Origin of the sequence: Rhodococcus sp. 5A-K4 (assembly GCF_046097995.1) — a bacterium.
Classification (GTDB): domain Bacteria; phylum Actinomycetota; class Actinomycetes; order Mycobacteriales; family Mycobacteriaceae; genus Rhodococcus_F; species Rhodococcus_F erythropolis.
Map to the genome: position 1 here is coordinate 59,017 of NZ_JBJURM010000034.1, position 11,468 is coordinate 70,484.

The following is an 11,468-nucleotide window of genomic DNA, read 5'->3' on the forward strand; positions in this document are numbered from 1 at the left end:
ATTATCGGACATAGGTGACGGATCTGCGCTCAGTACAGGTACTTGCGGTACGCCTCCTGCCGAGCCGGCTCCAGATCCTCGACCAGCAGGCTGTGCTGCTCGGCCATCATGTCGCGCAGACTCGGTACGTCATCGGATGCGGGCCACGTCGACGGATCCCACAGCTTCGCCCGCAGAATCGCTCTCGCACAATGCAGATACGCCTCGTCGATCTTCACGATCACCGCAAGCTGCGCAGGCTTGCCGTTCATCGCCATCGAGTCCAACAGATCAGGATCGGTGGACAGAGTCGCCGTGCCGTTGACGCGCACGATCTCGTCGTGCCCGGGCGCGAGAAAAAGGATCCCCACGTGAGGATTTTCGATCATGTTCCGGTACGAGTCAGCGCGCCGGTTGCCCGGACGATCCGGGAGCACGAGCGTCTTCTCGTCGGGAAACAGAACCTGACTGACCAAGTCTCCGCGCGGCGAGCAATCGCAATTTCCGGCCGCATCGGATGTCGCAAGCACAAAAAACCGTGCCTGCTCGATGAATTCACGGATCAACGGAGTCGTGTAAGCGGTCTGCTTCTCCATGATCGTCGGATGGGGCTGTCCGAGAATCCCATTGAGTTGTTCCACGGATTCGATCCGCCCGCCCGGGGCGTTCGACGCCGTCACGTCAACACGTCGTCGAGAACGTGGTGGCGCCCGAGCGGCAACACCAACGGCTTACCCGAGATGGGGTCGGGGATGATTCGGCTCTCGAGACCGAAAACGGTGCGGACGTTGTCACTGGTGAGCACCCCGGCAGGATCACCCGCCGCGTAGACCCGGCGATTGGCCATGGCGACGAGGTAGTCGGCGTAGCGGGCGGCGAGATTGAGATCGTGCAGAACCATGACAATCGTTGTACCCCGAGTCCGATTCAGGTCGGTGAGCAGGTCCAAGACCTCAACCTGGTGGCTCACGTCCAAGAAGGTAGTCGGCTCGTCGAGAAGAAGCAGATCGGTTTGTTGGGCGAGCGCCATCGCAATCCACACACGTTGGCGCTGACCACCGGAAAGTTCGTCCACCGATCGTTCGGCCAATTCGGTTGTGTCCGTTGCCGCAAGCGCCTCAGCGACGGCTGCGTCATCCTCGCGACTCCACCTCGACAGCACCCGCTGATGTGGATGTCGGCCTCGGCCGACGAGATCGGCGACAACTATCCCTTCCGGTGCGATCGGTGACTGCGGCAGCAGACCGAGCGTGCGAGCGAGCTTCTTCGCGGGTAGGCGATGAACATCCTTGCCGTCCAACAGAACATGACCGCTTCGGGGACTGAGTAGCCGCGACATCGACCGCAGCAGCGTCGATTTGCCGCACGCGTTGGCGCCCACGATGGTCGTGATCGTTCCCGGCGGCACCGCGAGGTCGAGCGATTCGACGACGGTCCGTCCTCCGTAACCGAGTTCGAGGTTTTCGACAGTCAGAGTATGGGATCCGGTCACAGCGAACCTCCCGTTCGGTTGGAGCGAATGATGAGGTAGACGAGATACGGCGCTCCCAGCGCGCCGGTCACCACGCCAACGGGGTAGCGGGTGCCGAAGGCGTACTGTCCGCAGAAATCGGCAACTAGCACCAGCAGCGCTCCGACCAGCGCCGACGGAATCAAAAGTGATGTTCCCGGACCGACGATGCGGGCGGCGATGGGCCCTGACAGAAATGCGACGAAGGCGATGGGCCCCGCAGCGGCAGTGGCAAAGGCGATGAGTCCGACGGCCGCAATGATCGTCAGAATGCGCGTTCGTTCCACTCTGACGCCGAGCGCTTGTGCTGCGTCGTCACCGAGCTGGATGGTCGAAAGGTTGCGCGATTGGCTCAGCAGCACAGGTCCGAGGACAACCAGCGCCAGGAGTACGGGAACCGTCGAACCCCAGTTGGCACCGTTGAGACTGCCGGTGAGCCAACGCATCGTCTCCTGCAGATCCCACGCGGCGGCGGTACTGAGCAGGTAGGCGGTGACGCTGTCGAGCATCGCGGCGATGCCGATACCGATCAGGATCAGCCGAGTGCCCGCTACACCGTCTCGGAAGGACAGAACGTAGATCAAGACTGCGACGCCCAGACCGACAGCGATGGCGAAGATCGAGACCTGCGAGCCGCCGAGCGAAAGCGAGATGATCGCGAAAGCCGCTGCAGCGCTTGCGCCCGAGCTGATCCCGATGATGTCGGGGCTCGCGAGCGGGTTGCGCAGCATCGTCTGGAACGTGATGCCGCCCAAGCCGAAACAGATTCCGGCGACCACAGCGAGGACAGCGCGAGGCAGCCGGAGGCGGCCGACGGTGAACGAGGCACCAGGCACGTTCTCCCCCAGCACGACGCGAAGCACATCTGACGGCGGGTAGAAGGTTTTTCCCACCATCAGAGTGACCGCGAAGGAGGCGACGACGAGGACCGTCAGCACGGCAATCACGATGCGGCGGCGTCTACCTCGTCGGACACGGCTTGCTCCGACTGCGTCGACCTCGACTTCGGGAGTAACGAATGTAGTGGTCACAGCTCACGTATTTTCTGACGGCGGACTATGTAAATGAAGAAGGGCGCTCCGACGAGCGCGGTGATGATGCCGACGTCGATTTCGCTCGGCCGGGCGACAATTCGTCCGAGAATGTCGGCGGCGACGAGAAGGCCGGCACCTGTCAGCGCAGAAAACGGTAGTAGCCAACGGTTGTCGATCCCGATCAGCAACCGGCACAGATGCGGGACAACCAAACCGACGAAGCCGATCGGTCCGGCAATGGCAGTGGCCGCACCGCAGAGCAACACTGCACCGAGCGCTGCCACTGCACGAACCACCGCGACGCGTTCGCCGAGACCTGACGCAACCTCGTCGCCGAGCGCAAGAGAGTTGAGACTGCGCGCTGACAGCAGACAGATCACGAAGCCGACAATGAGGAAAGGCAGACCCTGCCGGATCACCTCGAAACTCGCGCCACCGACGCCGCCGATCTGCCACGAACGAATGTTGCCCGCAATATCGTTTCGCGGCAGCATGATCGCAGTGATGAACGAAGCAAACGCAGCCGATGTTGCGGCCCCGGCAAGAGCCAACTTGAGTGGCGTGGCTCCACCTCGCCCGAGTGACCCGACTACGTAGACGAACAATGCCGCCCCGGCTGCACCGAGTACGGCCACCCAGATCATGCTGGTCTGGGTCCACAATCCGAACCACGCCATTCCGATCACCACGGCGAGCGAAGCGCCCATGTTGACGCCCAGGATTCCGGGATCCGCCAAAGGGTTTCGGGTAATCCCCTGCATCACCGCGCCGGCAAGACCGAGCGCAGCACCCACGACGATCGCGAGCACCGTCCGCGGAATGCGCTTGGCAATCGCACCCTGACCGATATTGTCGGTGGAACCGCTAAGTGCGGCAACGATGTCGGACCAATCGACCTCACGAGAGCCGATGACGATCGAGGCGCACATGAGCACCGCGAGGACCACGAGAAGGGCGATCAGCCACAGCGAATTGCCGAACGTCGGGCGCCGCGTATCGCTGGCGCCCGACGTCGAATCCTGCGAGGTTACAGTCACTCCGACTTTCCAGCAGCCCCGGCGAGCAGATCGACATAGTCGCCGAGTACCCACGAAATGGCGAGCGGAGTCGGGTTGGCCGCCGTTCCCATCGGGCCGGTTCCGTTGAGGAAGACGATCGAATTGTTAGCTACAGCAGGCATCTGCGAGAGCAGCGGGTCAGCCTTGAGTGCGTCGACAAGTGCCTGGTCACCGTACGTGACGATCAGTTCGACGTCGTCGAAGACGTCCACACGCTCGGCACTGACCTTCTTCGAGAACTCACCACCCGTCGAGGCGTCGGCAACGCTCTTCGGCGTCGAAAGTCCGAGGTCCTCGAAGAACGCGGCACGTGTGTCGTTCGCAGTGTAGAAGCTGACCTGACTCAGGTCGGCAGTGTCGACGTGCGTCAGGAACATTGTTGCTTTGCCGGCAAGCTGCGGATGTGAGGCAACCTCGTCGGCGATCTCCTTCTCGATGGTGGAGATCAGTTCCTGCCCTTCGGATTCCATGCCGAGGCCCATGCTGTTGAACTTGATGACGTCACGCCACGACGTCGCCCACGGCCCCTCGGGATACGCCACAACCGGAGCGATCTCACTGAGGGTGTCGTAGTCCTCCTGCGTCAATCCGGAGTACGCGGCAAGAATGACGTCAGGGTTCGTATCGGAGACGGCTTCGAAGTCGATGCCGTCGGTCTCGTCGAAGAGCACCGGCGGCTTCGCGCCAAGGTCGTCGAGCTTTTCCTCGACCCACGGCAGCATTCCGTTGCCGTTGTCGTCACCGAAAGTCGCCGCTGCCATTCCGACGGGAACCACGCCGAGAGCAAGGGGCACTTCGTGATTGGCCCAGGCGACGGTGGCAACTCGCTCCGGCTTGGCGTCGATCGTCGTAGTTCCGAAAGCGTGCTCGATCGTGACGGGAAAGGAGCTGGATCCGCTTCCGGCGCTGCCGCCGTCGGCGGTCTCCGAGGAGTCGGAACTGCAAGCTGTCATGCCGAGGGCGACTGCGACCGCTGCTGCGGCCACCGCCAAGAAGCGTTTTGAACGCATGAAAACAGAACTCTCTCGAGAAGGGGTACGGCCCTCAACCTGGCTCAATCGGACACTTAGGTGAGGTTTGCCTAAACCGTATACGGGAGGGCAATGTGGCGCAATCGCGTGTTTGGGACACCCCCTGTAGCGATCGAGACAAGGTGTGATGGCCGATCAGCTAGCCCGGAACATCCCTGGTGTGGCCCCGGTGGTGCGCCGGAATGCCGCACCGAACGCACTGGTCGAGTGGTAGCCCACGCGCTCGGCAACCTCTTGCAGATCCAAGCCGTGTGCAAGAAGCGTCACCGCCCGTTGGGCGCGCACCGCTGACACCCACTGCCCGAAACTCATCCCGGTCTCCGACCGAAATACCCGGGTGATGGTTCGCGGGCTGACGCCGAGGAGCCTTGCCCAGTCGGACAGCGTTCGCATGTCACTCGGATCGTCACCGATCGCGTCGACGATGGGTTGCAGAAGCGCCGAGTCCGGCACCAGAACCAGCAACTCGTTGGGTGACGGCGCCAGTACGTCGATCACCATCTGCTCTGTGAGCGAGCGCGAAGAGGTTCCGAGTGAATCGTCTGCCAGTCGCTCGAGGAGATTCCGCAACAGCGGAGTGACCTCGATCGCCACCGGCACGTCGGACAGAGAAGGAACCGATGCGATGTCGAGCTGAGCGGCCCGATACCAGGTTCCGGCGGGCGCGATCGCCGAGTGCAGGACGCCGGCGGGCATCCACAGACCGACGGTCGGGGTGATCGTCCACGTGCGCGATCCCACCGTGGCGCTCGACGCTCCCCGCTCGTTCCACAACAATTCGTGGGTCGGGTGCGAGTGCGCCTCCCACCGGGTCTCGCGGGAGACAAGTTCGTCCATGCCCGCGATGACAAAGGGCACCTCGACCGCCCCGGCCGAGTAGACCGGGAGCGTCCGACTGTCGACGGTCTCCAACGGGTTCTCCTCGGTTTGCGCGGCTGCTCCGGAGAAAGCATAGGTCGCGGGGATCGGTTGTTGGTTCCTACGATCGCGAGGGTCACCGACCGAAATTCGCCGAGGTGACGTCACACACATTCAAAAATTGCGAATGCACCACAACAAAAAGAAGGTCACAGACCGGAGTCTGTGACCTTCTTTCTTGTGCGCCCGAAGGGATTCGAACCCCTAACCTCTTGATCCGTAGTCAAGTGCTCTATCCGTTGAGCTACGGGCGCATGTTCTGTTGTCTTGCTGGTCTTGCGTGTCTTACCGTCGTACTTTCTATCATTTCTAACCCGCCGGTCAAAATCACCGGCTTGGCGGAGGCGAGAGGATTTGAACCTCCGGTCCCTCGTAAAAGGGACAACTCATTAGCAGTGAGTCCCATTCGGCCGCTCTGGCACGCCTCCCTGGGGGTTCCGATCCTTTCGGACCGCCGGATCGAAAGATTACACACCCTTCGCCACCAAAGGCAAAACGTGTGGTCAGCGCCTTGTTTTGTCGACTTACCGCAGGTGGCTGTCGAACCAGTCGAAGATCCGGGTCTGAGCTTCGACGATCGAAGCCGAGCCAGGGTCGTCGAGGTCGGCGTCCTCGGACAGCTGTGGCGGCTCGTCCGCCCGGTGAGCCAGTCCGGCGTAGCTGACCACCAGTGTCGCGACGTCGGCCTTGGCGGTCGCTTCCCGGAGCAGGGTCACGTGCTCACGCGGCGTGCTGGGATCGTCCTCGCCGTACAGCGCCAGCCACGGCGCCTGCAGGGAAGTGGCCGCATCGACGAGCGCCTGAGCATCCACCGACAAGGCTTCGACGATTCCCCGGGCGGCGACGCTCACCGCGGCACCCACGGGACGGCTGGTGGCCACGAGCATCGCGGCGGTCCCGGCGTCGTCGAATCCGAGCACCCCGACGGTGTCCGCGAGAACTTCGCGTCCGACGAGCCAATCGAGGGTCGCGTCGAAATCGGCGAAGAGGTTGTCACCGAACACCTCGCCCTGCATGTGTTCGGGTTCGCGGTGGAACAGGTGCGGTGCGACGCTCACCCACCCTTCGCCGGCGAGTGCGCACATCAGATTCAGCAGAGCCGGGCTGAACTGGCGGGCTTCATGCAGGACGACGATCCCGCCCCGCGTCGGGCCGTCCGGCTCCACCACCGTCAGCGGAACAGCCGTGGCGACCTCCCCTTCGGCTCCGCGCAGATACGCGGTGGCCCGGAAGATTTCCGACATCTTCTAACTCTGACACGCAGACGGCCGCTACGCACCAAATCGGTGCGCGCATAATCGACTCGTGACCGCACACATTCGCCCTGACCTCGCCTCCATCCCCGCCTACGTTCCCGGACGCAATTTTCCGGGTGCGATCAAGCTGGCGAGCAACGAAACGACCGTAGGGCCGTTGCCCGGTGTGCGTGACGCCGTCGCCGACGCGGTCGCCAATGCCAACCGCTACCCGGACAATGCCGCGGTCGCACTCATCGAGGCGCTGGCCAGCTTCCTGAAAGTCGAGCCGGCCAACGTCGCCGCTGGTTGTGGCTCCGTGACGCTGTGCCAAGAACTCGTGCAGATCACCTGCGATCAGGGTGACGAGGTCATCTACGCGTGGCGGTCGTTCGAGGCATACCCCGTGGTCACCCAGGTCGGCCATGCCGTCTCGGTCAAGGTTCCGCTGACCGAGGACTTCGGCCACGACCTCGACGCGATGCTGGCCGCGATCACGGATCGCACGCGGTTGATCTTCGTGTGCAACCCCAACAACCCGACCGGCAACGCGCTGTCGAAGGCAGAGCTCGAGAGCTTCCTCGACGCGGTCCCGGCGCACGTCGTCGTCGCACTCGACGAGGCGTACTTCGAATACTCACGCTCGGACGCCGACGGCATCGAACTGTTCCGCAGCCGCCCCAACGTGGTTGTTCTGCGCACCTTCTCGAAGGCGTACGGCCTCGCGGGAATCCGCGTGGGTTACGCGGTCGCGGATCCGGAGATCATCGTGGCCCTCGGCAAGGTGCACACCCCGTTCACCGTGAGCGCTGTCGCGCAGGCCGCCGCAATCGCTTCCCTGGCTGCAGCAGACGAACTGCTTGCCCGCACCGAAGGCGTCATCGCCGAGCGGACGCGCGTGCGCAGTGCACTGATCGAAGCCGGGTACACCGTCCCCGAGTCGTCGGCGAACTTCGTCTATCTCCCCCTCGGAGAGCTCTCCCCCGGTTTCGCCGAGGCAAGTACCGAGGCGGGCATTCTGATCCGTCAGTACGGCGTCGAGGGCGTCCGGATGACCATCGGCGATCCACACGAGAACGACGCGTTCCTCGCTTTCGCGAACACCGACGTCGCGAAGCAGGCCGCGGGCATCGGCGTCACCGCGTGACACTCGATACATAACTGTTACGCCGAGGACTGGAATTCGTTTCGACGGACGGGCACACTCAGGGAGGTTCGAGGCCGGTCCGAGTGAGGGAGCACGACGCATGACGCGACGCATGACACGAACGTGTGCCGTGCTCGCAACGACCCTTCTCGCCACCTCCGCGACCTCCCTGAGTGCCGTCGCCACCGCCGAGTCCCAGGACACGGTGTCGGTACGTCTGTTGGCCTTCAACGATCTGCACGGCAGCCTCCGCCCGCCGGAAGGCATTCGCAGCGAGATCAGGCAGGCCGACGGCTCGCTCACCCCCGCAGGTGGAGCGGCGTATCTCGCGGCATACGTGACGCAGCTTCGCAGCCAAGCCACCAACTCGCTGCTGTATTCGGTCGGTGACAACTGGGGATCGTCGGCATTGGAATCGGCGATGTTCAACGACGAACCGACGGTCGAACTGCTGAATCGGATGAAGATCGACGCTTCCGCGATCGGCAACCACGAACTGGACAAGGGGCTCGCCGAGTTCCGTCGTATGCAGTCCGGCGGTTGCTCCGCCGTCGACGCGTGCACGTTCAGTCCGTCCTTCGGCGGCGCCAACTTCCCTCTGATGGCCGCGAACATGACGTACACCAACGGCACTCCGGCCACGCTGCCCTTCACCGTGAACATGGTCGACGGCATTCCGCTCGGAGTCATCGCGATTTCCCCCGCCAACACGTCGCAGATCGTCACACCGGGCGGGATCGCCGATCTGCAGTTCGGCGACGAGGTCGAAGCGATCAACCGCACCGCCGATGTCCTCGACTTCTTCGGCGTCAAAGCCATCACCGTTCTCCTGCACCGTGGGGACGAACCGGCCGTCGAAGGTGGGCCCAACGACTGCAACGTCGAGTCCGGCCCGGCCCGCGACATCGCTCTTCGTGCCTCACCGAAGGTGGACGTCATCTTCACCGCCGACAGCCACCAGCAGTACAACTGCGAATTCCCTGATCCCGCAGGCAATCCCAGAGTCGTCATGCAGGGCGCTTCGCACGGCCGGATCGTGTCCGTCGCCGACGTCACCATCGACCGCAACACCCGCGAGGTCGTTCGCGATCAGACATCCGCTTTCAATCAGATAGTGACACACGATATTTCGCCGGATCCCGATATTCAGGCTCTCGCCGACCGGGCCTGGTCGGAGGCGTCGGAAAGCGCTCAGCGACCGGTGGGGACCATCACCGCCGATCTGACACGGGACCGCGTCCCCAGCGGTGAATCGACACTCGGCAACCTGGTCGCCGACGCTCAACTCGCCGCCGGATCGACACGAGGGGCTCAACTCGCGTTGACGAACCCGGGCGGCATGCGCGAGGACTTGGACTTCGGCACTTCCGGCCAGGTCACCTACCGCCAGGCGTACGGTGTTCAACCCTTCGGTAACAGCCTCGAGGTGCTCTCCGTCACAGGAGCGGTGTTGAAGGACGCTCTCGAACAGCAATTCCAGATCGACCTCGACGGCACCGCTACCGAGCGCATCCTCTCCCCGTCCGCGGGCTTCACCTACGCCATGGACCGGCGAGCAGCGCCGGGCTCGCGAATCTCGGAAATGCGCTTGAACGGGCAGGACATCGCCCCCGACGGCGTCTACAGCGTCGTGGTGAACAAGTTCCTCGCCGAGGGTGGGGACGGTTTCACCGCACTGAAGAACTCCACCCAGATGACCGGCGCGGGCAACGACCTCGACGCCTTGACTGCCCTGTTCGCAGCCGGGTCCCCGGTCTCGCCGCCTGCCACCGATCGCATCCGCACCGCCGGCTGAATAGGCATCCCCGCGCTCGATTGCCTAGTCTCGACGGGTGATCATCGCGACCCATAACGGCAAGTTCCATGCAGACGACGTCTTCGGCGTATCGCTGCTCAAGCAGCTGTACCCCGACGCCACCGTCGTTCGCAGCCGTGACGAGTCCGTCCTCGACAGTGCGGACATCGTGCTCGACGTCGGCGGTCGCTACAACCCGGCCGAGGGTCGCTTCGACCATCACCAGCGCGATGCCGGCGAGCGCAGCAACGGCATCCTGTACTCCGCTTTCGGTCTGCTCTGGCAGGAATACGGCCTGCAGTTCTGCGAAGGCGACGCCTCCGTTTTCCGCCGAATCGACAGTCGTCTGGTCGAGGGCATCGACGCCGTCGACAACGGCCAGGAGATCTACACCCTCAACGACTACGGCACCAAGCCTTTTGATCTGTCGTCCGTGCTGGACCTTTTCAATCCGATCTCGTCCACCGACGAAGAGTTCGACACCCAGTTCGAGCTGGCCGTCGTTCTCGCAACGCAGGTCTTGATTCGCCTGCGCGCCAAGTACGCCGGCGACGCTGCGGCCGAGCGCGAGTTCACCGAGACCTACGAGAAAGCAACGGATCCGCGCTTCGTCGTGCTGGAACGCTTCGTTCCCCACGGCCGCGCCGCGTCGGCCCAGCCAGAACTTCTGTTCACCATCTTCCCGAACACCAACGGCGGCTGGTCGATTCAGACGGTCAAGCCCGCTGACTCCAAGTTCGGTTCACGAAAGCTGTTGCCGGAGCCGTGGCGCGGCCTGAACGGCTCGGACCTTGCCGCCGAGACGGGCGTCGACAGTTCGGTCTTCTGCCACAAGGCGGGGTTCATCGCGGCTGCGCAGACCCGTGACGGCGCCCTCCAGTTGCTCGAACTGGCACTGGCCGAGTAGTTCTCAGCTCACAGCCCAGTTCACATTCCCAGGGCGGTCTTCACTGTCGGCCAGGAATCGTGAAGCGCGTCTTGCCAGTACGGCCATGAATGGGTGCCGACGTTTCGATACGCGAACACTGCGGGAATCGACAACTCCCCTAACCTCGCCTCGAACAGTTGCGTGCACGTGTTTGCCAGTGCCTCGAGCGGCCCGCCTTCGATGGCCGTCTGCAGGCCGCCCGGGGTGAAAATGTTGTCGTATTCTCCGGGTGCGCCCGTGCCCGAGGAAACGTAGATCGTCTTTCCTCGCAGCGTTTCAGCATTGGTGGACGGGTCGTGCTTTTGCCAGTCGGGGTCCGATGACGGGCCCCACATGTTGGTGGCGTCGCCTGCCTTACTGGCCACGGTGAGCCGCACGGAATCCTGCGAAGACGACTCGGAGTTGTCGAGACAGCCACTGTACGAGGCTAATCCGGTATAGAGCTTCGGGTGATGTGTGATGAGGTTGGCCGCGCCGAGCGCACCCATGGACACCCCGCCGACCACATTCATCCCATTTCCGGAAAACGCAGAATCGATCAACGCCGGAAGCTCTTCAGCGAGAAACGATTCCCACTTGTTCACACCGAGGTTCGGATCGTCGTTCTTCCAGTTGGTGTAGAAACTGCCGGTACCGCCAACAGGGAGAACGACGTTGACGTTCTTGTCGGCGAAAAACGCTTCGATGTCGGTCTTCTGGGTCCAGGTGCTTTCGGCGTATCCGGATTCCGAACCGGCACTGACGCCGTCGAGTAGGTAGAAGGACGGGCGCGAACCGGCACTCGACGCTGGATGCAGAACCTGCACTTGCACCTCGCGCCGCATAGCCGGCGA

General features: G+C 63.2%; 11 protein-coding genes and 2 tRNA genes. 3 read left to right on the forward strand and 10 right to left on the reverse strand.

From position 1 onward, the window contains the following. Nucleotides 1-29: 29 nt before the first annotated feature. The 9 genes from ACKAMS_RS29550 to ACKAMS_RS29590 all read right to left on the reverse strand — a co-directional run bounded on the left by ACKAMS_RS29550 (nt 30) and on the right by ACKAMS_RS29590 (nt 6,774). Nucleotides 30-659, reverse strand: coding sequence for a pyridoxamine 5'-phosphate oxidase family protein (locus ACKAMS_RS29550; RefSeq protein WP_408989955.1), 630 nt, complete (start codon nt 657-659; stop codon nt 30-32). Then, nucleotides 656-1,471, reverse strand: a complete 816-nt coding sequence (locus ACKAMS_RS29555; protein WP_408989956.1) for an ABC transporter ATP-binding protein — start codon at nt 1,469-1,471, stop codon at nt 656-658. The genes ACKAMS_RS29550 and ACKAMS_RS29555 overlap by 4 nt, the downstream gene beginning before the upstream one ends. Further along, nucleotides 1,468-2,520: an iron chelate uptake ABC transporter family permease subunit gene (locus tag ACKAMS_RS29560; RefSeq protein WP_046377767.1), complete on the reverse strand. Its 1,053-nt coding sequence runs from the start codon at nt 2,518-2,520 to the stop codon at nt 1,468-1,470. Before ACKAMS_RS29560 ends, ACKAMS_RS29555 begins: the two co-directional genes overlap by 4 nt. Continuing rightward, entirely contained in the window at nt 2,517-3,560 is a 1,044-nt protein-coding gene (locus ACKAMS_RS29565) for a FecCD family ABC transporter permease (RefSeq protein WP_408989957.1), read from the reverse strand. Before ACKAMS_RS29565 ends, ACKAMS_RS29560 begins: the two co-directional genes overlap by 4 nt. Continuing rightward, nucleotides 3,557-4,591, reverse strand: a complete 1,035-nt coding sequence (locus ACKAMS_RS29570) for an iron-siderophore ABC transporter substrate-binding protein (protein ID WP_020968170.1) — start codon at nt 4,589-4,591, stop codon at nt 3,557-3,559. Before ACKAMS_RS29570 ends, ACKAMS_RS29565 begins: the two co-directional genes overlap by 4 nt. A gap of 156 nt (nt 4,592-4,747) precedes the next feature. Continuing rightward, nucleotides 4,748-5,524: an AraC family transcriptional regulator gene (locus ACKAMS_RS29575; RefSeq protein ID WP_029537413.1), complete on the reverse strand. Its 777-nt coding sequence runs from the start codon at nt 5,522-5,524 to the stop codon at nt 4,748-4,750. A gap of 187 nt (nt 5,525-5,711) precedes the next feature. Continuing rightward, a tRNA-Arg gene (locus ACKAMS_RS29580) sits at nt 5,712-5,784 on the reverse strand. Between the two features lie 82 nt (nt 5,785-5,866). Beyond that, nucleotides 5,867-5,958, reverse strand: a tRNA-Ser gene (locus ACKAMS_RS29585). A gap of 96 nt (nt 5,959-6,054) precedes the next feature. Further along, nucleotides 6,055-6,774 (reverse strand): dienelactone hydrolase family protein, encoded by a 720-nt coding sequence (locus ACKAMS_RS29590; protein WP_113683463.1) that lies wholly within the window; start codon nt 6,772-6,774, stop codon nt 6,055-6,057. Nucleotides 6,775-6,835: 61 nt separating this feature from the next. Between ACKAMS_RS29590 and hisC the strand changes: the two genes are divergently transcribed. The 3 genes from hisC (at nt 6,836) to ACKAMS_RS29605 (ending at nt 10,614) form a co-directional block, all read left to right on the forward strand. Then, nucleotides 6,836-7,912 (forward strand): histidinol-phosphate transaminase, encoded by a 1,077-nt coding sequence (hisC, locus tag ACKAMS_RS29595; RefSeq protein ID WP_020968167.1) that lies wholly within the window; start codon nt 6,836-6,838, stop codon nt 7,910-7,912. Nucleotides 7,913-8,012: 100 nt separating this feature from the next. Beyond that, nucleotides 8,013-9,707: a bifunctional metallophosphatase/5'-nucleotidase gene (locus tag ACKAMS_RS29600; protein ID WP_408989958.1), complete on the forward strand. Its 1,695-nt coding sequence runs from the start codon at nt 8,013-8,015 to the stop codon at nt 9,705-9,707. 37 nt (nt 9,708-9,744) lie between these two features. Further along, entirely contained in the window at nt 9,745-10,614 is an 870-nt protein-coding gene (locus ACKAMS_RS29605; protein WP_019746470.1) for an MYG1 family protein, read from the forward strand. 20 nt (nt 10,615-10,634) lie between these two features. Here ACKAMS_RS29605 and ACKAMS_RS29610 read toward each other — a convergent pair. After that, on the reverse strand, nt 10,635-11,468 hold an 834-nt coding region (locus tag ACKAMS_RS29610; RefSeq protein WP_408989959.1), incomplete at its 5' end, for an alpha/beta hydrolase.